Source organism: Variovorax sp. Soil_C_19 (assembly GCF_057657255.1).
This window is the reverse complement of the sequence record NZ_JBDGIV010000001.1, coordinates 538,240-563,734: the sequence shown is the minus strand read 5'-3', so window position 1 is coordinate 563,734 and position 25,495 is coordinate 538,240. Positions and strand designations below refer to the sequence as shown.

The 25,495-nt window shown below is 67.5% G+C and carries 12 protein-coding genes; 4 read left to right on the top strand and 8 right to left on the bottom strand.

What is annotated here, in order from left to right; translation table 11 throughout:
* The first annotated feature begins 122 nt into the window (after positions 1-122).
* Together AC3A6R_RS02635 and AC3A6R_RS02630 are read left to right on the top strand one after the other, a co-directional pair.
* Positions 123-503, top strand: coding sequence for a response regulator (locus AC3A6R_RS02635; RefSeq protein WP_487858760.1), 381 nt, complete (start codon positions 123-125; stop codon positions 501-503).
* Positions 504-542: 39 nt separating this feature from the next.
* Positions 543-2,270 carry a hypothetical protein gene (locus AC3A6R_RS02630; protein ID WP_487863698.1) on the top strand — a complete coding sequence of 576 codons (1,728 nt, stop codon included), beginning with the start codon at positions 543-545 and terminating at the stop codon, positions 2,268-2,270.
* A 15-nt stretch (positions 2,271-2,285) separates the two neighbouring features.
* Here AC3A6R_RS02630 and AC3A6R_RS02625 read toward each other — a convergent pair whose 3' ends face one another.
* The 7 genes from AC3A6R_RS02625 to ilvB form a co-directional block, all read right to left on the bottom strand.
* Positions 2,286-6,620: a beta strand repeat-containing protein gene (locus AC3A6R_RS02625; protein ID WP_487863697.1), complete on the bottom strand. Its 4,335-nt coding sequence runs from the start codon at positions 6,618-6,620 to the stop codon at positions 2,286-2,288.
* Between the two features lie 100 nt (positions 6,621-6,720).
* On the bottom strand, positions 6,721-13,680 hold the full coding sequence (locus tag AC3A6R_RS02620) for a hypothetical protein (RefSeq protein ID WP_487863696.1): 6,960 nt from the start codon (positions 13,678-13,680) through the stop codon (positions 6,721-6,723).
* A 360-nt stretch (positions 13,681-14,040) separates the two neighbouring features.
* A complete protein-coding gene (locus AC3A6R_RS02615; RefSeq protein WP_487863695.1) occupies positions 14,041-16,965 on the bottom strand; it encodes a hypothetical protein in 2,925 nt (974 codons plus the stop codon).
* 177 nt (positions 16,966-17,142) lie between these two features.
* On the bottom strand, positions 17,143-17,745 hold the full coding sequence (locus AC3A6R_RS02610; protein ID WP_487863694.1) for a hypothetical protein: 603 nt from the start codon (positions 17,743-17,745) through the stop codon (positions 17,143-17,145).
* A gap of 190 nt (positions 17,746-17,935) precedes the next feature.
* Positions 17,936-18,592: a response regulator transcription factor gene (locus AC3A6R_RS02605; RefSeq protein WP_487863693.1), complete on the bottom strand. Its 657-nt coding sequence runs from the start codon at positions 18,590-18,592 to the stop codon at positions 17,936-17,938.
* A 45-nt stretch (positions 18,593-18,637) separates the two neighbouring features.
* On the bottom strand, positions 18,638-20,818 hold the full coding sequence (locus AC3A6R_RS02600) for a sensor histidine kinase (RefSeq protein ID WP_487863692.1): 2,181 nt from the start codon (positions 20,816-20,818) through the stop codon (positions 18,638-18,640).
* Positions 20,819-21,081: 263 nt separating this feature from the next.
* Positions 21,082-22,893 carry a biosynthetic-type acetolactate synthase large subunit gene (gene ilvB / locus AC3A6R_RS02595; protein WP_487863691.1) on the bottom strand — a complete coding sequence of 604 codons (1,812 nt, stop codon included), beginning with the start codon at positions 22,891-22,893 and terminating at the stop codon, positions 21,082-21,084.
* Positions 22,894-22,958: 65 nt separating this feature from the next.
* Here ilvB and AC3A6R_RS02590 point away from each other — a divergent pair, with 65 nt between their 5' ends.
* Positions 22,959-23,453 (top strand): Lrp/AsnC family transcriptional regulator, encoded by a 495-nt coding sequence (locus AC3A6R_RS02590; RefSeq protein ID WP_487858752.1) that lies wholly within the window; start codon positions 22,959-22,961, stop codon positions 23,451-23,453.
* A 188-nt stretch (positions 23,454-23,641) separates the two neighbouring features.
* On the top strand, positions 23,642-24,574 hold the full coding sequence (locus tag AC3A6R_RS02585) for an alpha/beta hydrolase (RefSeq protein ID WP_487863690.1): 933 nt from the start codon (positions 23,642-23,644) through the stop codon (positions 24,572-24,574).
* A 12-nt stretch (positions 24,575-24,586) separates the two neighbouring features.
* On the opposite strand, the gene AC3A6R_RS02580 is transcribed toward AC3A6R_RS02585, so the two are convergent.
* Positions 24,587-25,483, bottom strand: a complete 897-nt coding sequence (locus AC3A6R_RS02580) for a LysR family transcriptional regulator (RefSeq protein WP_487858750.1) — start codon at positions 25,481-25,483, stop codon at positions 24,587-24,589.
* Between the last annotated feature and the right edge of the window lie 12 nt (positions 25,484-25,495).

The following is a 25,495-nucleotide window of genomic DNA, read 5'->3' as shown; positions in this document are numbered from 1 at the left end:
TGGGTGGGTCTTGTCCGACTCCGCATCGCGCCTGCATTCGTGACAATGGGTAAACCTGCGGCGGCCCGCCCCCCATCTGACGTGCACGAAGCCGACGCATTCCCTCTCCAGGTTCCGCACCGATGACCCGCATCTACCTCATAGAAGACAACCCCCTGATCGCCACCACCCTGTCCGACGGGCTGCGCGAGTTCTCCGGATGCGAAGTCGTCGCCACCGCCGCCAGCGCCGACGAGGCGATCGACTGGCTCGACGCGAACCCCGATGGCTGGGACGCTGCGGTGATCGACATCTTCCTCGCCCAGGGCAACGGGCTGACCGTCGTCAACCATTTGAAAGAACGCAAGTCGCCCGCGCAGCGCACTGTGGTGTTCATGAACCACGCCACCTCCGAAGTGCGCGAGGACGCGCTGTCGGCGGGTGTCGATGCGGTGTTCGACAAATCGCTGCAGCTCGAGGACTTCTACGAGTTCTGCCGCGCGCTCGGCATTCCACGCCGCTGAGCCGCCCGGCGCGCGGCGCGCGGCGGCACAATCGTGCGCGTGCGCCCCATCGCTCGCCTTCTTCTTCCCCTCGGACTTTCGCTGGCCTTCTCGCTCGTCGCGCCGCGCGGCCACGCGGCAGAACCGCTTCTGCTCGTCACCTCGCCGCTGGCCCTGCAAGCCGCCGAGCAAGGCGGGGCCGCATTCGGCCGCTGGTTCGACGTGCCTGCAGCTGCAAGCGGCATCGCAACCAACCAGGCCATCGCGCGTTCACCATCGTGGCAGTCGGTCGCCGGGCCGCTGAACGGCAGCCTCGCCGCCCTGCAGCGTCGCGACCGGCAGGCGGGCGTCGGCATCGCGCGCTATCCGCACCGCCTGTTCGACGCGCGCTGGCTTTCGAGCGCAGACGCGTTCTTCGAACTCGTGGGCGTTGCCAACCGGATGGACCGGCGTCCGTTCCAGGACGGCGCCTGCGGCGAGACGCGGCTGGTTTACCGGCTCGCCTACCGCACGGCCGCGATGCAGTCGCGCCTTCCGATGACGGTCGCGGTCGAGTTGCGCGGCGATGCGCCCGATGCAGCCGGCAGTTGCGCGGACGCTGCCAGGCGCTGGCAGCCGCCGCGGGCCGGCATGGCGGACGAGGCGCTCGGTCGCTGGCTGGTGTCGTCCACGGGCCCGCTCGCGCGCGAGCGCCTCGCGCCGGCGCGCATCGCGCAAGTCACGACCAACCTCCAGAGCGTGCGTTGGCCCTCGGCGGTGCGGCCGGACCTGGGCGGCCATGCCGAATACATGCTGCGCGCGTTCCGCTGGAACGCGGGCACGCAGCGCTTCGATGTGGCGCCCCTCGAGAACACGCCCGATGTCGCACGCCTCAAGGCCGATGCCGCGCTGAAGAAAGAGCTGCGCCAATGGCTGCAGCAGTCCGCCAACCTGCGCGCGCTCGACGACGCCACGCTGCGCATTCCCGAGAAGTTCCTCGCCACCGAGGCCGTGTCGGTGGCGCCGCGCGGCCTGGAGCGTCTCGCGAACCGGCCTTTTGCCCAGGTCTTCCAGCCCGGCGAATGGCAGGCGGTGCCCGCAAGCCGCACGCTGCAGTCGCCCGAGGCCGTGCTGCGCCGGCTCGACGACCTGGGCTGCGCGGGCTGCCACCAGAGCCGTGCGGTCGCGGGCTTCCACCTGCTCGGCGTCGATCGGCGCGGCGCCTCGCGCACTTTCACAGCGGGCAACGCGCTCGCGCTGGCGCATTCGCCGCATCTGCAGGACGAGCTGGCGCGGCGTGGCCGCTACCTGCAGGCAGCGCTGTGGACGCCGCGGCCCGACGCGTTTCGCCCGCTTGCCGAGCCCGGCGTCATCGGCGGCACGAGAGGCCGGGCCGTGGTGGGCGCAAGTTGCGAGCCAACACGCATCACGCCCTCGGCCGACCCATGGCGCGACCGCGCCGTCAAGCTGGCGCGCGTAGCCTGCGAGGGCGCGTCCTCCGTCTGCGAAAAGACCTTGGTCGGTTTCCCGGGCGGCATGTGCTCGGGCCCCTGCGACCCCAACGACCGCCTCGGCACCTGCGGCGGCATCGCTGTGCTCAGCGATTTCAACCAGTGCCTGGCCGCCAACCGGCCGTTCGGCGAATGCCTCGCGAAGCACACACGGCCCGGCAACCTTCGAAGCTGCTCGGCCGGCGAGCCGTGCCGCGACGACTACATCTGCGCCCAGGCCGAGGGCCGGCCCGAAGGACGCGGCGCATGCATTCCGCCCTACTTTCTGTTCCAGATGCGGGTGGACGGGCATTCCTGAGCATCTTCACGCTCGTCAGTCCACCTTCACTCTGAACAGCACCATACCCAAGCTGCCCGGCTCGACCGTGCCGACGAACTTCCATTCGATAGGCCCCGTGCCACCCGCAGTCTGTGCCGTCCCACAAGACACGGCCGCCGCCGGCAGCGCATTGGCCGGTGTGTTCTTGGTGCAGCTCGTCAGGCTCGCCGGCGTCGTGCCCGCGCTCGCGCTCACGAAGGTCGTGTAGCCCGGCGTGGTGTCGTTGACCACCAGGCTGCTGATCGGCGCGGCGCTGTTGTTCAGGTACGTGATGCGGTATTCCAGCGTCTCGCCCGACTTGGCCTGGTTGCTGATGCCGAAGGTCGCCACGCCCTGCGTGACGTTGCGCACCTCCTTCTTCAGGTCCAGCGCCTGGCTGCCGACGGTGGTGGTGTCCTCCAGCACGTAGCTCGCGCTCAGCGCGGGGGTGGCGTTGGCATAGTCGAAGTTCGCCTGCACCACGAGCTTGTTGTTCGCACCCAGCGTGGCGGTGGCCGGGATGAACTGCTGCACGACGATGCACTTTTGCCCGCCAGTGGCAACGGGCGCACCGGCACCGGCCGCAGGCGGGTACAGCTGCGCCGCGCCAGGCTGCAGGCTGCCGGTGCAGCCCGTGTCGTCGAAGATCCTGGCCGTCCAGCCGGCGATGGCCGGCGTGGCGGTCTCGCTCGCGATGACGAAGCGCACGGCCCCGGCGGTGCCCGCGGTGAAGGTGTGGCCGTAGGTGACGGTGGTGCCGGGCAGTCCGTTCTTGGCGCCGCTGGTGGCGAAGGTGGCGTTGGGCACGTCGCCGAAGTCGAGGTTGCTATGGCCGGTGCCGTTCCAGGCGAAGGCGATGCGGTCGCCTGCCCCGGTGCGGGTGTAGGTGTAGCTGGTGCCGCCCACCGCGGTGGCGGTGCCCGAAGGCAGCGCGGTGCCGCTGGCGGAGGCGCCGGTGGAGGCGTGGCCGCTGGCGTTGGTCTCTTCGACGCACAGGGCCGCGCCGCTGGCGGTGCCCGAGGGCGGCGCGAGGCTGTAGCCGCCCACGGCGTTGGTGACGGCCGTGGCGTACACGGTGGCCGCGCAGTTGGTCAGCCGCACGGTGACGCCGGCCTGCGGAGCCTCACCGCCGTTGAGGAGGCCGTCGTTGGCGGTGCCCCCACCAGTGCCGGTGTCCAGGAACACGCGGCCGGTGACGGTGGGCGTGCCGGCGCTGTTGGTGATGACGCAGCGCAGGTTCGCGCCGGTCGCCGCCGTCACGGCCCGGCCGACGGCTGGGTTGAAGGGCTCGTTGGTGGGCAAGGACGATGCCGGGGTCAGGCCCGTCGCATCGGTACAGGTGAGCGAGGCGTTGTAGTTGGCGAGGTTGGCGCCGCCGGTGCCCGATTCGGTCAGCGTGTAGAGCGTGCCGGGAACGGTATAGAAGTCGTCGGTGGTGCCGGTGCCGGGGTCGATGGTGGAACCGCTACCGGTGCTGGTGGCGGAGACCGGCGAGCTTACGATGGGACCGGTGGCCCCCCCGGTGCGGATGGCCACCGAAAAGTTGTCGCCTGCGCCGACGCGGTTGCCGGAGAGCGCCTTGCTCAGGTTGATGATCGAGGGCCGGTTGGTGAAGGTGCAGGTGGTCACCGTGTCGCGCGGCACGTTGGCGATGGTGACTGAATTGCCCGTTCGCACGGGACTCAGGCCGGGGCAGCTGACGCTGTCGAGCACGAAGCCGGTCGCCGGCGTCTCGTTGATGGTGACGTTGGCCGTGGCGCCCGGGCTGGTGATGAGCAGCGGCTGGTTGTTCGCAAGGGTGGCGCTCGCGTCGTAGTAGCGCGTGGTGTTGACCGCCGCGGTGGTGATGCTGGCCGTGGTGCCGCCGCCGCCCATGGTGGTATCGACACCGGTGGTCGTGTAGTTGAACGTGCCCGTGGTGCCCAGGCTCGTCTTGGCCAGGCAGATGCCGGTGTTCTGGATCGAGATCGGTGCACCGACGGCGATGTAGGGGGAGCCAGTGCCGTTGGCGCCCGTAGCGGTGAACCTGAGCCTGGCGTTCTTCGGGATGCCGACCGGCAGCCGGAGCTGCACGGAGTTGGCGATGTCCTTAACCGGCGAGGCACAGCCGGTCACGCACACGGCGCCGTTGCTGGCGCTGGCCACGGCGGTCGGATCGATGGCGTTGTTGCTGACGGTGGCGGTCCAGTACACCGTTTCCGCTCCAGCGGGGCCATAGCTCGCGGTGAGGGTGCTGGATGTGCCGGCGACCGTGCCGTTGCCGAAGTTCCAGACGAAATTGAGCAGCGCGCCCGGCGTCACGCCGCTGAGGACCTGGGTCTGGTTGGCGGGTCCGTTGTTCCTCAAGGCAGAGAAACTGTTCCCTGTGGTGGTCCACCCCGACCTGACCCAAGCGCCGTTGGTGAAGGTCGTGCCCGCGATGACCGGATCTGCATTGCAGATCGGCGTCGGCCCCGGGTTCGGCCCTGGTCCGCCATCGGGACCCAGTGTCGGATAGTTGGTGATCAGGCAACTGATGTTGTCGCCCCCAGCGGGCGTGATGTTGATCGGCAGCGTGGCGATGCCGCTCACGTTGGTCGGCCCGCCCGCGTTGCTGCACGAGACCCCTTGCGTATAGAGCGACAGCGCCGAAACACTGCCCGGCGCCATGGCTTCGTTCAGCGTGTAGGCGCTGCCCGCCGTGGCCGTGAAGCTGTAAGCCGCGGAGGTCACGGCGATGCCGCTCCCCGTGGTGGTGACGCCCGCGGGCGCGCCAGGACCGGTGCCCGAGAGGACGAACTGGTCGTTCGCGTTGATCCGGCCCGTGCCGCCCAGGGCTTTCTGCAGCGTGAGAACCGGCTCCTTGAACACGTTTGCAATATCGCAAGTGAAGGACGTCTTGCCCGCCAGGCTGGCAGCCGCAATGGTGTAGACCCCGGCGGACAGGCTTCCGACGGTGGTGCCCGACTGGTCCACGCAGCCGATGCTCTCCAGCGTCCAGGCACTCGACAAGGCAGGTTCGCTCAGCGTGACGTTCGTCCCCAGGGAGCCGACCACGAAGTGCTGGACGCCGCCGGTCGCCGGATCGGCGTCGACCGCGGTCGCCGTGTCAGCCGCCGTGGTCGTGACCGTTGCGGTGGCCGGCGCGGTGTTCGTCAGTGCAATGCTGAACGGCCCGCCGCTGCCCGACTTGGTCGTCTTCCTCACCTGCACATAGGGCACGATCACGACCGGATGGTCTTCGACTTCACCCCCCGCACTGGCCAGAGTGCTCGCCGCCTGGGACGTCGACAGGCTCCCGGACACGATCCTGAAGCGCGCAAACGTCGCGCCTGCACCGTTGGTGACAAGCCCGGAGACCCCGTTCCACGTGAGCGTCACGTTGGCCGCGTTGGTGCCCGCCGCCACATTGGCCGTCACGCCTTCGCTGGCTTCGAAGGTGCCATTGCGGTTGAAGTCGATCCAGCCGCCCAGCGTCGCTGCGCTCGACGCCAGCCTGTTGGAGACGTTGACCGTCGCGCTGTAGGTGCTGGCATTGGTCGCGATGACGCTCAGCGCTGCCACGCCATCCTCGTCGTCGACACTGGCGGCATCGTCGCCATTGGCCGACGCGGAGGACTGCGCGCTCAGTTCAGTGTCGGCTTCGCCGCCCAGATAGACCGCAGCGTTGATCTCCTGGCCAGCGCCGCCGTAGCTGGCCGGTGCATCGCCGAAGTCGCTGCCGATCGTGGCGCAGCGCACGGTCAGCCCGTCGAAGCCTTCGCCGCCACGCTCGCCCGTCAATCCGCGCACCACTTCATTGGAGGCCGTGCCGCACACCGGTCCGGCAAACGCGCTGTTGGAGTCGTTCTCGTCATCGCCCGCAATGACCACGGTCGCGGCGCCGCTGGTGCGCAGCTGGTTGTTTGCGTCCAGAACGAGCGTTCGGCAATAGAGGTGGATATTGGACGGATACGTCCCCTGGCCCGGCGGCATGAAGGTGTCCGCGGCCACCTGGGAGACGACCTGTCCCGCCGGGCAGGTCGCGGTGTGGATCGTGCCGTCGCCGGTGAAACCAGAAACATCGAGATAGGTGGCATCGGGCGTCACCGTGACAGCGCCACTCGTCGACACCGTCACCGTGGCGCACAGCTGGGCGTAGTCGCTGACCATGCCGTTGAGATAGGTGACGTAGGTCGGGTGAAACCGGTCTTCTTCCCGAACGCCGACGAGCACCTTGTTGCTGGGGCACTCCACCGCGCTCTTGCCGGTTCTGACGGTTCCCAGCGTCGCCGTGTCGGCCGACGGGTTGAGCCACATGGTGGCCGCGCTTGCGGGCCCGCAGAGCAACGCGAGCAGCATCAGGCTCGCCAGATGTATCAGGGCACGCATCACCGTGGCTTGCCCCCGCCGATGCCGGGCAATTGAACCCGCGATTGCGATCGAGTTGTGCTGCATTTCTTCTTGAGCGCTGTTTGTTATATCGGTCGACCTAAGGCGCCGCAGGATTCCCGGTCGCAGCCCCGCCCGCCGATGCAAACCCCAGTGTCGTCTCATCGAACTTGAACCGCAGCCTGATGTACGCCCCCTTGCTCGTGTACTCGTTGGCCGTCAGGTCGCGGTCGTGCAGCCCGATGAAGTTGTAGCCCACCGAGACCCACGCGTTCTTGTAGATCTGGTAGCCCAGCTCCAGCCCGAAGGTCTTCTGCAGCCCGCCGCCCTTGCCGAACAAGAGCCCGCCCTGCACCCCGATGTCCCAATCCTTGTTGATGTCCTGCGTGTAGCGCAGCTGCACCAGGTGCGCCCAGTAGCTGCTCGCGAGCAGGTCGTCCCTCGCGCGGCTGACCTTGCCCGCATAGCGCCCCATCAGGTAGCGCCCGCGCTCGGGGTTGTAGTTCACATGCGCCGAGACGATGTCCGCACTCGTCTTGCCCGGCAGGCTCGCATTGCCGTTGCCCGCACCGAACACCGCCCCGCCCACCAGCGCACCGGCCGCATTGCCCTCGCCCACCACGCGCTCGGACCTGCGCTCGTAGCGCGCCAGCGCATTCCACCGGTCGTCGTCCACCGGCCGGTAGGCCACGCCCACCTGGTGGCGCTGCAGGTGGCGCTCGTTGCCCGCGTTGGCCCCCCGGCCCTGGCTGGTGCTCACGATGCTGCGCGCAAGAAGGCTCCATGAGGGATCGAGCTTGTAGCCGAAGCCGGCGCTGAAGAGCCGCGTGTTCGCGTCGTCGCCGTTCCTCGCCTCGAACACGCCGCTGGTCTTGAGCCGATCGGTCATGTACTCCACGCCGCTCGTGATGGCCGTCGACTCGCCCAGCCCGCCCGCAAAGCCGGTGCCGCTGTTCACGCTGTTGCTGTAGCCGCTCAGGTCGCGCGCATGCTCGATGCCGCCCGTCACGCGCAGCCGCTCGGTCAGGCTCACGGTGTTGCGCACGCCAATGGCCGACTGCACGCCGCGCCCCTCGGCGCCGTCGGAGATGCGGTACTCGTTGTACACGCGCCCGCCCGCCATGTAGTTGCTCTCGATGCCGACGATGCCGACGTTGTTGCGCTGGCCGCCGTCGAGCTCGTAGGGCCCGTACAGCGAGGAGATGAGCTCGTAGCGCCCGTACACGCGGGTCTTGTCTGAGAGCGCATAGTTGCCGCCGACGGCGAACACGCGCCGGTCGCTGTCGTGGATGTCCTGCTCGCCCTCGACGAACACCTGCGCGCCGGGCACGGCCGTGAGCTGGGTCGACAGGCGCGCGCGCACGGTGGTGAGGCTGCGCGCATCGGCGCTGTCGGTGGCCGCGGCCGCCCCGAGGGTGGTGACGCTGTTGGCGCCGATGCTGCTGCCGAGCTGGCCGTTGTAGGTGGAGATCTGGCCGTAGTCGAAGCCGGAGTTGGTGCCGATGGCGTCGTTGCTCTGGCCGTGGCGCAGGCCCAGCTCGACGGTGGTGGTCTCGGTGAGCTTCTTCTGCGCGCTGACGGTCACGCCCTTGCGGTCACCCTCCTGGGCGAGGTCGCGGCTGTAGAGCGCCTCGGCGCGCACGGCCAGGCTCGGGTCGATGCGGTACTCGGCGCGCGTGGAGGCAGCGGTGCGCCCGGCCGAGAAGCTGGAGCCGGGGTTGTCGAAGCCTTCGCTGGTCTTGGCCGCGAGGCCGACGACGGCGAGCTTGTCGTCCTGGTAGCGCGCCTCGACGCGCGCGCCGTGGCCGCGGCCCTTGTCGTCGGAGCGCGTTTGCACGACCTCGCCCGCGACGCTGGCGTTCTCGCCCACGCGCGCCAGGCCGGTGAGCGCCTGCAGCTGGCGCTTGTTGGCGGGGTTGCGGTCGACGCTGGCGACGGCGCCCAGTTGCAGCGACTCGTTGACCTTGACCTGCACGTCGGTGCCCGCGACGGTGAACTCCGGCCCGCCGCTGTCGACCTCGTAGGTGACGCGGATCGATTGCGGGTTGAGGTTCGGATCGATGGAGGCAATGGCGCGCGTAAAAAGGATGCGCCGGGTCAAGGGCTCGACGGTGTAGTCGACGAAGCGCGTGACGGGGGTGCGCTGCAGCACGATGTCGGGCTGGTTGCGGTCGCGCACGACGATCTCGACCTGCTCGCTGTTCTCGACGAACTCGCCCCCGGCGGCGCTCAGGTAGTAGGGCCCGGAGGTGCCGAGGGCGCGGAACTCCTCGATCTGCTGGACCTGGGCGGTGCGCGAGGCGTAGCTGGTGGCGCGCACGCGCTCGCTCTCGTAGACGTGCTTGAGCCCGGTGAGGGTGCGGTTGCTCTGGCTGAGCTCGCGCACCTCGGTGCTGCTGGCGGTGGTGAAGTCGCCGTACAGCAGGTAGGAGCGGTTCTTGTCGATGCGCACGTAGAGCTTCTGGCTGCTCTGGGCGTCGAACCCCTTGACGGCGGAGTCGCCGTAGATGGGATAGAACTCGTCGGGACGGATGTCGCGGAAGAGCCTGTCCTTCTCCGTCTTGTCGGAGTCGTAGGCGGCGGTGAGCAGGTACTCGCCCTTGATGGCGCCCTTGAAGAAGAAGGCGGCGCGGCCCGCGGTGCGGCGGTTGTTGTTGTCCTCGCTTTGCAGGCCGGTGAGTTCGCGCTCGAAGGCGGCGCCGGCGGGCATGGCGCCCAGGGGCAGGTTGCCGCGCTTGGTGAGGTCGATGACGCCTTCGACGATGCCGACACCGATCATGGGCCGCAGCTCGGGCAGGAAGACGAGGCGCGCTTCGCTCGCGAAGCTGGAGGCGCTGACGCGGATGCGGGCATCGCCGGGTTCGCCGGGGGGGATGAGGGCGAACTCGGCGGCACCGCCCTCCATGAAGACCTGGGTGCCGGGCTCGAGGGGGTTCAGGTCTTCGGCCCGCCAGCGGCCGCGGTCGGCCTCGAGGGTGAGCTGGGTGCGCGAGGTGACGGGGACGCCGGCGCCGTCGAGCAGGCGCACCTTGACGACGACGGGGGTGCGCAGGTCGGCGCGCACGTTCTGGGACAGGCCGAGCTCGATGGCGGCGAGGTTGTCGGGTGCGGTGAGGACGATCTCCACGGGCGCGCCGCGCACGTTGCCGAAGCCGTCGAGGGCCTCCAGGCGCAGAGTGTTGGCGCCGGGGCGCAGCACGATGCCGATGTACTCCCAGGCAGCAAGCTGCTTGGACGGCAGCCGCGCCTTCTTGCCGACGCGCCGATCCTCGATGGCCGCGCCGTTGACGCTCAGTCGGAAGGTGCCGTCGGCGCCCTTGACGCGCACGTTGAGGGTGCGGCTGGCGACGATGCTGCCGTTCTTGAGGTCGACGAAGCCGAGGCTGTTGTCTGTGAACTCGGGCAGGAGCTTCTCGAGTTCGACGACGGCGGGTATAGCTGGTGGCGCAGCCAGCGGTGCGTTGACAGCCCGAGGTGCGGTGGCGCTCGGCGCGAAGAGGCTACCCGCGGGCGCGGGCGCGGGCACGGCCTGGGTGCCGAGCGGCGCGCCGCCCGTGGCCTGGGCACCAAGGGTGCCGCCGAGGCTGCCGCCGGTGGCGTTGACGAAGGTGCTGCCGTTGGCGGGACCGTTGGGCAAAGTGATCAGGGGGGCGCTGGTGGGCTGCACGGTGCCGGTGCTGCCGCTCGAGAGCATCTGGCCCGAGGCGGGCAGCGCGCGCACGTCGCCGACAGGCACCACCCTGCCCTCGGGGTCCAGGCGCAGGCGCACCTGCGCCTCGGCCTCGGTGTCGGGCACGGCGGCGATGGCCGCGCGCCGCGCAATGACGTCGTCGATGACGCCCTGGTCGCCGCAGTTGGCGATGGGGAAGTTGGCCTTGTGCAGTTCGCCCTTCTTGAGGTCGACGAAGCGGCTCTCGGGGGTGCCGGCGTTGCGGTTGTCCAGCACGTCGAGTCGCGCCCCGCGTGGCAAGGTGGTCTGGTCCAGGCGCAGCACGTGGGTGATGGGCTTGAGGCCGTACAGGCTCCACTTGCCTTCGATGTCGGTGATGACGTGGGTGCCGTTCTCCAGGTACAGCCGCACGCCGGGCACGCCGATCTCGTCGCTGCCGCTCTGGCGCCCGTCGCGCTTGCAGTCCATGTAGACCTTGCCGAAGAGGAAGGCCTCGTCGGAGAAGACGCCGCCGGTGACGCGAACGCTCCAGCTGGCAAGGTTCGATTGCACGGGGCCGGAGTTGGCGCGCGCGCGGTTGATGGCATCGCCCTCGGTAGGGGCGCCGACGCCGATGCGCACGCGGTAGCGCACCATGGCGCTCTGCTCGGGGGGCAAGGACAGTTGGGGGTAGTGGAAGACGAGGCCGGGGCCGGCGCCGCCGGCGGGGTCGGGGATGGCAGCGCCGTTGAGCCGGGCGCTGCCGCGCTGGTAGGCGAAGCCCGGCGGCAGGCTGTCGCTCAGGGTGAGGCCGGTGATGGGGAAGCCGGTCTTGTTGGTGACGGTGAGCGCGTAGTCGAGGAAGTCGCCGAACTCGGCCTGGCGCTTGCTGCCGTCCTTGCGCAGCACGAGGCCGAGGACGTTGCCGGGGTCGAGAGGGATGTGGTTGTGCACGGCCTCGCAGAAAGAGGCATCGGGGTTGAGGCCGGCGCGCAGCTGGAAGTAGTGGGTGGTGGGGTCTGCGCCGGCGGGCGGGGTGGCGCTGGGCACGACGGGGCCGCAGCTGGCGCTGCCACCGGTGGCGGGGATCAGTTGCGAGGGAACGACGTAGCCGCTTCCAGCTGGCGGGGTGACGGCGAGGCCGTAGGTGCACAGCCCCGTGATGGGCGGGGCCATGAGGTAGAACTGATAGCTGCCGTCGGCGCCGGTGGTCATGGAGACGCTGCCGTCGCCGTTGAAGGTGTACAGGCCCGACTCGGATGCGAAGATCTCGGCCGCTGTGATCGGGCCCACGGGGCCGGCGCTGCAGGTCTGGCGCTTGAAGGTGACGATGGCGCCCGACACCGGCTCGCGCGTGACCGCGTTGTAGACCGTGCCCTGCGGGTCGACCAGCAGCGTGTGCGACGTCGCTGCAGCAGCCGCGATGATCGACGCGTTGCCCGGGTTGTTTTGATCGAGCGCGGCGGCCCATGCCTTGTTGTCGAGCGTGACGCGGCGCCCCGTCCGGCCCGGCTTCCGCGTCACGCGCACGGTGAAACGGACCTCCTCGCTCTGCCCCGGCGCGAGCGAGCGGCTGCCGTCCGTCAGACTCAGCGTGATCTGCGGCGGGAAACGATAGGGATCGTTGCTCTCGAATCCTTCGCGGTCGCATGCGGCGCGTCCCGTGAAGCCTCGAGCCACCGACAGGTTGCCGTTGATCGCCTCGGGCGCCCCGACCAATGTCCATGAGGCAACTTGGCCATCGGACTTGTCCATCTCGAAGGCGCAGTCGAGGTTGTCGACCAGACGCACATTCGGCGCGTCCACCGCGCCCGTGTTGGTGACCTTGAGCGTGTAGTCCCACTCGTGGACATCATTGGACAACTTGCGCACCGCAGAGGTCTGCTTGGCCAGCTCGAGCACGGGCATTGCGAAGCGCACCGGCGTCGGCGACGTGTCGTTGCCCGGATTGCCGTCGCCATCGAGGTCGGGGTCGATCCCGTCGACCGAATCGTCGAAGACGGCGGGCGGACCGCCTGCAAACAGTGCAGCGGACGCCTTGGCCGTGTTGTAGCGGACCCCGCCGTTGCCCGTGAAGTTGACGATCGCATCGAACTCAAGCACCAACCGGCCGCCCGGCGGCAGCGCGGCGCCGGCGGCAAGCAGGTTCTGCGCATCGGCGGTTCCCTTGAGCAACGGGTTGCCCTGCGCGATGACCCCTTCGCCAGCCGAGGCCACTACCTTTGCCGAGCCTGGCACGATCGTGTACTCATTGGCGGCCGGCTGCGCACTGGGCGAGTAGCGCCCGAACTTGTTGAGGCCGGTACCCTCCAGCAGGTCGGTCACCTGCACGCCGTGCAGCCACGTCGAGCCGTAGTTGCGCACGCTCAGACGAAAACGCACCGAGACGCGACCGTTGGGCTTGCCGTTCACGCCATAGAGCGTCTGCGCCGGAAAGGCGGTCTTGGCGATGCCGATGCTGGCGCCGTTGGAAAGAACCACCGTGTTGGAGTCGACCACGGCCGGGCGAATGCCGTCGTGGTAGTAGGTCTGCGCGGTATTGCGAATGTCGCCGGTCTGGCTTGCCATGACCCGCGCGGCGAACTGCATCGAGAAGGAGGCATTGCGCGCCACGGGCGTGCGCAGGCCGATGGCCACTTCGATGGCGGACGCATCTTCCGCGGTGCGGTAGCTGAACGGCGGATCGGCCGGCAGGCGATACAGCTTGATGGCGTTGGCAGCACTGGACTGCAGCGTACCGGGGATGTACTGCATGCCCGTTGGCACCACGTCGCGGACCAGCACCAGTTCCGACGGCGCGCCATTGACCAACAGCGCCATGCCCGCGGGCGCCACCGTGTTGGCGGGCTGTGCATCCTGCGCGCCGATGTTGCTGCCGCGGATCGAGAAGTCGACGCGCGTTCCCTGGGGCGCACTCGAACCCGGGTAGCTCGCCGACTTCGTGAGCGTGAGCACCGCCATGTTGCCGATGTCGATGGTGTCGCGGTTGGTCGCGGCCACCCCTTGCAGCGCCGTGGTTGCCGAAAACGCCACGCAGGCGGAGCCACTCGCCGCGCCGGGAACGGTGCCCTGCACCAGCAGCGCGACCGTCTCGTCGGGCTGCAGACGAAGCACGTCGGCCGTATTGAGCGAAAGCTCGGGCTCGCCACCGTCTGCCACGCCATTGCCGTTCACGTCGCGCACGACGCGCAGCGCCCCCAGGTCCACCGTGTCGGCGGCGCAACCCGCGCCGTTGTTGACCAGCGCCACGGTGTAGCGCGAGTCGACGTTGCCGGTGTTCTTCAGCAAGTGGCTCAGCGTGACGGTGCTGCCCGGCGGGCGGGAAACCGCCTGGTCTTGCGTGAGGGTGAGCGCCTCGACCGGTCGAACCGTGGCGATCACCGCGTTCGAAGTCACGATCTCGGCTTGCATGAGGCCGGCGGGAACGTAAGTTCCTGTTGCCACGTTGCGGATGACAGTGCCTGCGGGCAACGAGGCGGCAGCCGCCGGACCCGCCGCACCCAGCAGCCAGGGCAACGCCACGCACGCCACAAGAGCGGCAAGGCCGCGCCGTGTGCGTGCGCAGTGGCCTCTGAACTTTGGCATGAAAGACATAGGGCGAAGGGGGCCGGCCCTTATTGGTCGGCGGAGATAAGGAAGGCGTCGAAAGGAGACAAGGAAAAAGTGGGAACCCGCTCTGCTTTGGGCTTTCGACTTCACAAAGCGGAGCGCTGCCGGAGCGGCACGACACCGGCGGGACAAGAGCCCGCCGGCACCGCACGCGAGGCAACGCTAGTTGTTGACCCTGACCGAGAAGGTCATGGTGGCCGTCCCGCTCGGGTTGACGGTGTTGCTTGCAGTGCCACAACTCACCGTGGAGGGCGTCACGTTGAAGTTCGCGTTGGTGAACGCGGCCGTGACACCCGTGGAGGTGCACTTCGTCGCCGGTTGGGTCGCTCCCGTGAGACCGGTGTAGGCGGGCACGGCATCGTTGATCGACAGGTTCGTTACTGGCGAGGCACCTTCATTGGTCGCGACCACGCGGTACACCAGGCATTGGCCGGGCTTGGCCGTCAGCGGCGCCGACGACGTGGGCGCTTCGGTACCATCGCAGTTGATGTCCAGCGCCTGCGTCTTGACCAGGCGGATCTGCCCCGTGATGACGGTGGTCACGTCCGTGGCCGACGGCGTGCCGCAGGACCCCGTTCCCGAAGGGAAGGTCACCGTCACAGTCGCCGTATTCGTGGCGCCAGGGGTCGCACCGCCCGGTGCGAAGACCTTGAGCAGCAGCTTGTGGGTGCTGCCCGTGGCCAGCGGGCCAGGAATTGACCCGGTGATCAGCGTATCGCCCGCGTCGAGCTGGCCGTCGCCGTTCACGTCGTTGTACAACGAGATCGTCCAGCCCGCGGTATCCGCCAGCGAGGCCGAGACGGTGTACGGACCCGCGCAGCTCTGGCCGCCCGTGTTGGTCAGCGTATGGGCATAGACGACCGAGCCGCCCGGCGCGACCTGGCCGTTGTTGTTCGGCGTCAGCGTGGCCGAGAAGGTGTTGGCCGCCGTCACCGTGACCGCATCGGTCTTGGTGTCGGTGGCGATCACGCCGCTGGAGGTCGTGATCGTGGAGCGCAGCTGGAAGTACACGCGCTGTGCGGTGACCGGAACCTGCGATGCCGGCGGCGTCACGCAGGCATGGAACGGCGTCTGCGCACCCGCTGCCGCACTCACCGTGGTGATGGCGGCCGAGGCGCAGGTGCCACCCGACGCGACGAACTTGACCGTCCAGCCCGCGGGCAGGCTGCCCGGGAAGCTATTGGTCTGGCTTGCTGCCAGGCTGTAGGTGTTGGCGACCGAGTCGTTGTTGCGCACGAACAGGTTGAACAGCGCGCCGGTGCCCGCGGGCGTCGACAGCGTGCTGGTCGGGTTCGGGCTCGGGCCCGTGCCCACGTCGCCGTTGCCGGTGTTGCCTGCCGTGCCGTTACCGGTGGTGGTGTTGGTCAGGTCGATCAGCGTGCCCACCATCGCAGTGAGCGTGTCGCGCGTCGATTCCTTCTTGCTGCTGTCGCCCACGGATGTACCCGTGACGATCGCGCTGAACGGCCCGGTGGGCAGCGTAGCCGGCGACGGCAGCGTGGCGGCTAGCACGAAGGTGGTGCTTCCACCCGCGGCGATCGGACCGGTGTCGACCACGCCGTCGGCGTTGTTGTCGATCAGCGGCGTCACGCCGTCAGCTGCAAACAGTTTGAATGTCGTGCCGGAAGGGAAGCTGCCGATAGCCGCCGCCAGGTTCACGATGTCCGAGGCATTGCCGGCGTTGAAAGCCTTCTGCGTGAACTTGATCGTGCTGCCCGCGGTGGCGCTGGCGATGGTCGTCGTGTCGTTCACCGAGGTGTTCGGATTGCCCGCGCCGGTGTCCAGCGACGTGGTCGTGCTCGCGGTAGGGCTGGCCGAACCGAGGACGATGCCGTAGGTGCCCAGCACATTGAATGCGGCAGGGTTGGTCGAGGCCGAGGCCTCAGGAGGAGGGTCGAAAGCCCCCATCGTTGCATCGACCGGGCTGTATTTCGCCGTGTTGGTCGTGGTCGAAGTGCCAATGGCCGCATCGCTGTCCACCCGCACGACGAAGCTCACTGTCTGGGTGGCATTCACCGGAACGGAGTCCACCCAAATGGTCAGCGTATCGGCCGACCCCTCGAACTCAATACCGGCCGGATCGTCGGCGTCGCCCGCGGCGTCCCCGAGCGCGGTACCGGGGGCGCTGCTCCAGACGGCGGAGCCCGGCACGTAGGTAAAGCCGCTCGGCAGGGTATCGGTCATGAGGAACTTGCCGGCTGCGCCACCCGTGTTGTTGAAGCGCAGCGTGTACGTGGTGTACGTACAACCTGCCGCCGGAGCATCTGCGCCAGCGACCGTGGCCACGCAACCCGCGAGCGAGGCCTGCCCGCTGGTCGATGCCGTTGGCCAGGGGCCGCCGTCGACCCAGCTGACTGCAGGCACGCTCAGGCTTTTGGTGGCGTTGAACGCGGCCTTGGTCGTGAGGTTCACCTGGTCAACGTCGGATGCCGACTGATTGGTCGCCTCATACAGGGTTGTGGTGGTCGGAACGGCCTTGACGGTCGCAGTCTGTGACGTAGCCCACGCGCCGGTGGTGGTCGCGGTACTTGGGATCGAATAGGCCACCACGAACGGGAACGTCGCATTGCCACCCGCGACCGACGGTGTCGTGAAGCTACAGTCGGCGCTGCCGTTCGGCGTCGCGACGGTGCACAGCGCAGTCGTGCCGTCGGGTAGGCCGTCGGCGTTCGCATCGGGGAAGATCTGGACCTTCGAGAAGGTGGCCGGCGCATCGTTCACGCGGATGGTGAACGTGTCCGCGCCGTTGCCGGTGTTGGTCAGCACGTGAGGCGCATACACCGTGGCGCCGGCGGCGCCGGTCTTGGTGTTGACCACGTCGGTGGTGTCGGTGCTCTTGCCGTCCAACGTGAACGAGCCGACCTGCTGCACGGTGGTCTGTACGAGGTTCGACGTGGCGAGTTGGCTCGCGCCATTCGGATCGAGGTAACTGGCCGAGGCCTGGTTGCCGATGACGGTGTTGGCGGGCGGCGGTGCAGCGTGTACAGCCGAGCTTCCGAACAGGAAGCTCAGGGTCAGCGCTGCAGCACCTGCCCAGGACGCGCGTGGCACGAGGCCGCCGCGGCGAGCTGGCAAGAATGAGGTCACTGGATTTCTCCTTGGAGTTGCGATGGCAAAGGCGCGGCGTCCCCGCGGGCAGGAACGTCCGGAATGAAAAAGGAAGCGGTTGGTCAGCTGAGCGCGGACGCGCTCTCAAGGGCGCTGAGGCCCATCCGGTCGCGCTGCGAGGGGATCAGCTGATCCCACGCATGCGCCTCGGGCTCGTCAGTGAGGGGGCGGTGAAACTGTTTCCACTCGCGCTCGGGCACTCACTTCCGTCGATCCGCTGGCGGGCAGTTGGCCCAGTGACCAGCGCAAGGTCCGGTATTCGTTGTAGGGAATTGGTTGAACCTTGCCATTCACGGTTCGCTGCAGCGGCTCGGGCGCGAACTGTCCGTTCTTGGTGGCCACCTTCACCAGCGCGCCGCCTGGCTTGGCGCTGGTGGCTTGATATTCGAGCCCTTCGGGGATCGGCAGGTTGGCGACCAACCCCTTGACGGGCTTGCCCAACTTGTTGGTATAGGACGCGCGGTATTCGAGAACGTCCCCGGGACGCACGGCGTCGGCCGCAACCAGTTGCTCCTTGCCGTCGAGACCCTCGACGACCTTGGACTGCACAAGCACGACCTCGATGGCGGCCGCTTTGTGCTCGGGCTTCGACGCTTCCGCAGGTTGGGCCGTGGCATGGCCGACAGCGCCCAAGGCAAGCCACGCGAGGCCGAAAGACCAGCGGCGAAAGCCGCGCCGGAATTTCGACAGAATCGGGCGCGCAGGTCGCGCAGCACCTGCAACGCCAGTCCAAATTTCAGCAATGCGGCGATGTTGCATTTCAGCCCTTCTCGTAATTCCCAAACCGACGTTGCTTCCCGAAGATCGGAAACTGCGCGCATTTCTAGAATAAATGCGTGCGGCAAAGACCCGGAACAGAGCGCAACGAATGCGCTCCGAACACCGGTCAACTGTGCCCGTAACCGTCGGTAAATGAAGCTAGTCTTTCGTATAACTACTTAGAACTTTTTCACGACATGCCGCCCTCATCTGCGATGGTACCGGTTGCAATGCTTTTCATTGGTTTGATCCGCAGTCGCGCGACCATATGCATGAGTTCCGCTGCGGTGCGCGCGCCCATTCGCTCCATGATGCGGGCCCGGTGGTACTTGACGGTCTGCTCGACAATCTCGAGTGCTTCCGCGATCTGCTTGTTGAGCTTTCCGTCGGACAGCGCTTCGAGCACCTCGCGTTCACGGGTGCTCAGCATTTCGAAACGCTTCTGTAGCTCGATCAGTTCTGCATCCCGACGGCGACTGCCCTCTTGCTGGTGCAGCGCGCTGCGCACCGCCTGAATCAGAACCTCGGTCGCCACTGGCTTGGTCAGGAAATCCGCCGCGCCTCTCTTCATGGCCCGCACCGACATCGGAATGTCGCCATGCCCCGTGAGAAATACGATCGGCAGCGTCAGGCCCTTGCTCGCCAGATGCTCCTGAAGATCGAGCCCGCTAAGCCCCGGCATCGAGACATCCAGAATCACGCAGGCACTGGCCGCAGCGTCGGGCAGTTCGGCAAGAAATGCCTCGCCCGATTCGCAAGTACGCACTTCGAATCCTTCTTCCTGAAGCATCCGGCCCAGGGCCCGGCGAATGCTCGCGTCGTCATCAACAACAAATACGATTGCCATGGAGTCCTCCGATCGGATGTGTGCAGCTGTGGTGTGCTTGCGTGGCTAAGCAGGTCCGGAAACGGGCAATGAAATCGTGAATGCGGCGCCACCTTCCGAGGGGCTGGCTGCAGCGATGGCGCCGTGGTGGGCCTCGAGGATCGCGCGGCTGATGGGCAGGCCGACACCGATGCCGTTTTCCTTTGTGGTCCAGAATGGATCAAAGATGTGCTCGAGCTCTTCCTGTGCGATGCCTTTGCCATGGTCGGCGATCGTGACGGTCACCCATCTGTCGTCCGGCGCGGTCTGCAGGATCAGCACCCGGCTCTCATTCGGTGTTTCCGACATCGCCTGCATGCCGTTCAGCATCAGATTGAGAAGCACCTGCTGGATCTGCACCCGGCTGCCTCTCACCGGCGGCAGACCGGGCGCGGGCTCGACGCGAACGGTGACGTGGCGCCAGATGGCTTCTTCCCTCAGCAGTTGCACGGTTTCGAGAACCAGTTCGTTGATCTCGAAACCCTCTGCCTCCACCGGCGCACGGCGATAGAGGGCGGAGACATTCCGGATGATGTCGGCCGCCCGCTTGTTCTCTTCGTTGATGTCTTCGAGGATCTCCTTGAGCTCGCCGGTTCCGACGTCAAGCCGCTTGAGGATCTTTCGCGCCGTGTCGGTATTGAAGCGGATGGCGGCGAGCGGCTGGTTCAGCTGATGCGCGATGCCGATCGAGAGTTGCCCGACCGTGGAGATGCGCGACAGGTGCATCATCATCGCGCGATCCTGGGCGGACTGGGCCTCGGCCTCCTTGCGCTCGGTGATGTCCATGGTGACGCCCGTGATGTGGCAACCATCCGAGACTTGGCCGCGCACCTCGATCCACGAGGCGGCGCCCTCCTGCTCGACCAGCCGCAGTTCGATGTCCAGTTCCTCCTGCCGGTCGACGACGCGCTCGATGGCTGCGGCCAGCCGTTCACGATCGCTGGGGTGCACGCGCTCGACGAAATCCTCCACATGCTGGATCAAGCCCCCGTGCGAGCTGGCGTGCTTGCGCGGCGCGGTCCCGTTACCGCTTTTGGGAACGCTGAGGTTCCAGTTGAACGTGCCCAGCCGGGCGGCCTTGGTCGCTGCGCTGAGGTGGTGCTGGCTTTCGGTCAGCGCGCGCGCCGTGCGCTGGCGTCGCCGGCGTTCGACCAGGAGCGCGCTGATCAGAAGCGCCTGCGCGAGAAAGACCAGCCCTCCTGCCACCGCGTGCGCCCGGTAGAGTTCCATGAACGAGGGTTCCCGAAAATGGATGACCGCATCGTCCGGCACCAATTCGGGCGCCACGTTCCACTTGCGCAGTTGCCGCCAGTCGAGTTGCGGACGAAGCGTCACCATCTGGCGCATGACTTCCGGATCGGTTTCTGTTCCGGCCACGAAATCGTCGAGCAGTCGCCGCGCAGCACGGCCAATCTCGTCGAAGGTGACCATTCGGCCACCGACCGCACCCACGCCGATGTGCGTGGAGAAGATCGAGTAGATCGGCGCGGCACTGACCGACGCCATGAGCTCGACGGACTCGACCGGCGTGAACCCGTCTCCCGCACCATCGCGGTAGTAGCCGGGGGTGTAGACAATGCTGTCGGGCGGCAACGCGGCCAGCCGCGCCAGCAGTTCGCTGGTGGGCAATCCGGTCCAGTACGCCACGTCGATCGACACATTGCTCGAAGCCACTGCATCCGCGACGGCGTCGCGATGTTCTCTGCCCCTGTCCGCCATGCTGGTGACAACGACCAGGCGTTTCGCCTTGGGGTGGAACTGCAGCGCCAGCGCCACCGTGCCAGCGATGTCGTGCATCACGTGAACACCGTCGACGTCCGGGGGCAGGTTCGGAATCTCGTCGAGAAAGCGTTGGTCGACGCCCATGTGCATGATGGGCACGTCGGGGAACATCTCCTCTCGAAACTGGAGCACGAAAGCGAGTGCGATGTCGCCGCCGACCAGAATTACCTTCGGCGGCCGGTCCGCGTACTTGTTGCGCAGGTAGGCGGCCGTGCGCTGCTCATGAGCGTCGCCCGAAAAGGCCGGATGGTCCAGAAATTCCGTGAAGAACCGAAGCCCCACCCCCTGGAGTGGACCGCTCGGTGACGCAGTCAGGCCCCTGTCGGCCTGAATGTTGGCGGGCAGGAGCCGATTCTGGGAGTAGATGAGGAGAACGTCAGCCGGCTTCGCGTGGGAAACCACCGGCGCAGCAAGCAGCCACGCCACCAGAAGGACGCAGAATTCGAGCCTGAACGGGCGTTGAACGTATTTGATCTGCTGTCTCCCGGCACGGTCACAACATGCTTCTTTTCGCCCGCTGCCCAACTCTTGCGAGAACCGGGAACAGCCTTTGGCGATTACCTTTGCATTTTCAGTGTCCTAAGCCGAGATTTTTTGACGCAGCGAAATTCAGGTCATTTTCGATAATTCTTTATCGAGTTAATAACTCTATGGTAATTTGTTAACAATGATCATTGTCAGAACTTAATTTAGTATTTCGGCGCTTGAGATGTGGCTTCTTCCTTGTCGTACCACCGCTCCTTCGCCAGCAGCACCCGATGGTGCCCCTGCCCGGCCGGCATCATCGGAAAGCAGTTCTCCTGCGCCGCCACCTGCACGTCGAGGAAGAAGGGCCCTTCGCTCGCCAGGCATTCGGCGAGCGCGTCCTCGAGTTCGGCAGGGTCCGAGACGCGGCGTGCGCCCCATCCGAAGGCACGCGCCAGCGCGACGAAGTCGGGCAGCGCCTCGTTCCAGCTGTGGCTCAGCCGGTTGCCGTGGTTGAGCTCCTGCCACTGCCGCACCATGCCCATGTAGCCGTTGTTGCACAGCACCAGCTTCACGGGCGTGCGGTGCTGCACGGCGGTCGACAGTTCCTGGATGTTCATGAGCACCGAGGCGTCGCCGCTCACGCAGACCGCGAGCGCGCCAGGGTGGGCGATCTGGGCGCCGATTGCGGCAGGCAGGCCATAGCCCATGGTGCCCGCACCGCCCGACGTGAGCCAGCGCCGCGGCCGCTCGAAACGCAGGTACTGCGCGGCCCACATCTGGTGCTGTCCCACGTCGGTCGACACGATCGCATCCCGGTCGCCAATGGCCCGCTGCAGCGACGCCATGAGCTGCTGCGGCAGGATCGCATCGCTGCGCGGCACAAAGCCCAGGCAGTTTTCCGCGCGCCAGCCGTCGATGCGCTGCCACCAGGGGGCGAGCCGTTCAGGCGCAAAGCCTTGCTCGGGCAGCAGCGCGAGCAGCGCATCCACCACGGCGCCACAGTCGCCGACCATCGGCACGTCGACGCGCACCACTTTGTTGATGCTGCCGGGATCGACGTCGATATGGATCTTGCGCGCATGCGGGCAGAACTCGTCGAGCTTCCCGGTCACGCGGTCGTCGAAGCGCGCCCCCACGCACACCACGAGGTCGGCCTCGTGCATCGCAAGATTGGCCTCGAGCGTGCCGTGCATGCCCAGCATGCCCACGAACTTTGGGTCCGACGCAGGAAACGCACCGAGCCCCATGAGCGTGAGCGTGCAAGGCGCATGCAGGCGATGCACCAGCTGCGCAAAGGCCTCGCACGCTGCGGGCCCCGAATTGATCAGCCCGCCGCCGCCGTAGATGATCGGCCGGCGCGCGGTCGAGATCAGGTCGGCCGCGCGCTGCAGCATCGGCTTGGGCGGCAGCGCCGCCCTGCCCGTGCGCAGCGCCCGCAAAGCGCGAACTCCGCTTGGCCCCGCGCCGTGGCCCAGGCGCGCGAGCTGGACGTCTTTCGGCATGTCGAGCAGCACGGGCCCCGGCCGGCCCGAGGCCGCGATCTCGAGTGCCCGCCGCACCAGCGCGGGCACCTCGTCGGCCGTGCGTGCCTGTTGGTTCCACTTGGTCACGGGGCGCGACATGCCGAGCGCGTCGCTCTCCTGGAACGCCTGCGTGCCGATCACCGCGGTGGCCACCTGGCCGCTGATGCAGAGCAGCGGCACCGAGTCGCTGATCGCGTCGAGCAGTCCGCTGATGGTGTTGGCGACACCCGGCCCCGAGGTGACGAGCACCACGCCCACGCGCCCCGTGCTGCGCGCATAGCCTTCGGCCGCATGCACGGCCGCCTGCTCATGCCGCACCAGCACATGGCGCAACCGCGGTTCGCCGTGCAGCGCGTCGTACAGCGGCAGCGCCGCGCCGCCGGGATAGCCGAAGAGCGTGTCGACGCCGCAGGCGACCAGCGTGTCTAGCAGCGCCTCGGCGCCGTTGCACATGCGCGGCGTCAATGAAGAGGAAGAGGGAGAAGAAAGATCCAGGTCGATAAGTCTCATGCCGTCGATTCTTCCGACTTCCGTGCAAAATGTGCTTCTTTCTTTTGGCTGATGCGGCAGGTTTTATGAAGATCAATCGAAAAAACAAGGACACAGACGAAGGATCTTTCGACAAGACCGATCTTGCCATCCTGCGTGTGCTGCTGCTCGACTCGCGCAAGACCCTGCAGGACATCGGCAACGAGGTCGGCCTATCACCCACCAGTTGCTGGACGCGCATCAAGAAGCTCGAGGCCCAGGGCGTCATCAAGCGCTACACCGTCGACATCGATCCCGCCAAGCTCGGCTACCACGACTCGGTTATCGTGCAGGTCACGCTCGAGAGCCACACAGACGAGACGCTCTACGACTTCGGCCGCATGCTCGCGACCATTCCCGAGATCCAGGAGGCCTACCTTGTCTCGGGCGACTACGACTACTACATCCGCATCGCCGTGCGCGACACGCGCGACTACGAGCGGCTGCTGCGCGAGAAGCTCTACAAGATCCCCGGCATCCGACACAGCAAGTCGCACTTCGTGCTGCGCGTGTTGAAGGAGACGAGCGTGCCGCTGATCTGAGGCCGGTGCGGTTGATACGACTATTGCAACCGCCAACTACCCTGTTTTCGCACGCTCTGCAGAGCCGGCATGGCATCCTCGGCGCGCGCCGCCGACCCTGGCGCGACCCAAGCCAACTCGGAGCCTTCATGCAGACTGGACGACCGGTGCGACGATTCTTGTCCGCTTCAACCTGGGCGCTCCTGCTCATGATGTTCCTCGTCGCCTGCGGCGGCGGTGGTGGTGGTGGCGGCGGAGCGGGCAGCCTGGCAGCTGTCGGATTGCTCCCGCCGGCGGCGCCACCCGCATCACCCGAGCCGGCCCAGCCCGAGCCCCCGCCACCCGACCCCGTGCCGCCCGCGCCGGAGCCGCCCCCTGCCGAGCCTCCGCCCGCCGAGCCCGAGCCACCACCGCCCGAGCCCGAGCCGGCAAGCCGGGTCGTATCGGAGCGCATCACCTCGGCGTTCACCGGCGCGGAATACCCGGTCGAGATCTACCTGCCCGCGTCGTACGACGGCAGTTCGGCCGCGTACCCCGTCATCTACGCCATGGACGGGGACGGCATCTTCAATCCACCCGGTACGCGTTTCGAGAACTTCAAGAACACGCTGGAGTCGCGGGGCACGCAGGCCATCCTGGTCGGCATCGGCGGCACGGCGCGCCGCGAGCAAGACTACATGCTGCCCGGCGCGCGCGCGTACCACGACTTCCTCACGCAGGAACTCGTGCCGCTCGTCGAAGCGAAGTTCCGTGCTAACCCAGCCCGGCGCATGCTCACCGGCTTCTCGCTCAGTGGCAGCATGGCCGCCGTTGCACTTCTGCTTGAGGGTGCGAGCGGCAAGCTGACCTTCTCGCACTTTCTGGCATTTGAGGCGTCTTTCAACTCGCAGCCCGCAGAGAACAATGCGCTCGAGCAGCAGATGCGCGACGCCCGGGGCAATAACCCGCTGCCTGTCACGCTCCTCCTCACCCGCTGCGACAACCCGGACGAATGCAATTTCGACAACGTCGACGAGATGCACAGCCGGCTGCAATCGCGCGGCTACCCGGAGCTCAGGCTCTCGGAAACCACCTACTCGACCACGCATGTGGGCGCCGACACCGCGTCCTTCGTCGACGCCATTGCCGCGCTGTTCCCGTAGCCTGCGGTCCATTCACGGCAGGCGCGCGGCAATCCATTCGCGCAGCCACCGGTGCCCCGGGTCGCGATGGCGTCGCTCGTGCCAGAGCATCGCCATCTCGTAGCCCGGCACCTCCAGAGGCGCCTCGACCACGCGCAGGCCGGGTGCGCCGCGCGCGAGCCGCTCGGGCAGCATGGCGACCAGGTCTGTGCTCGCCAGCACCGACATCATGAAGAGGAAGTGCGGCACCGACAGCACCACGTGCCGCGTCAGGCCCTGCCGCGCCAGCGCCTCGTCGGTGGGCCCCAAAAAGCCGCCGCCGCCGGGCGACACCACCACATGCTCGAGCGCGCAGAACTGCGCGAGCGTGGGCCTGCGCTTGAGCCGTGGATGACCGGCACGGCCGGCCAGCACATAGCGTTCGTCGAACAGCTTGCGCCGGTGCAGCCCCGGCGGTGCGCCCACGCTGGTGTGGAAGAACAGGTCGATCTCGCCCTGCTCCAGCTGCCGCGCCATGCGTGACGGCACGGCCTCCACCACCGCCAGGCGGGTGTGCGGCGCAGCCGCGCGCAGGCCCGCGAGCATGGGCAGCAGGATGGCCGTTTCGGCATAGTCGGCCGCGGCCAGGCGCCATGTGGTGGTAGCGTCGGCCGGATCGAAAGGCCGGCTCGGCGCCACCGCGCGGCCCAGTGCCTCGAGGGCTTCACGCAGCGGAGCGCGCAACTCGTCGGCACGCGCGGTGGGCCGCATGCCGCGCTGCGCGGGCACCAGCAGCGGGTCGCCAAACGCCTCGCGCAGCCTGGCGAGCTGCACGCTCACCGAGGGCTGCGAAAGGTTCAGGCGCTCGGCTGCACGCGTCACGCTGCGCTCGGCGAGCAGCGTGTCGAGCGTGACCAGCAGGTTGAGATCGAGCCGACTGAAATTGTTCACGGCAATTCCTTG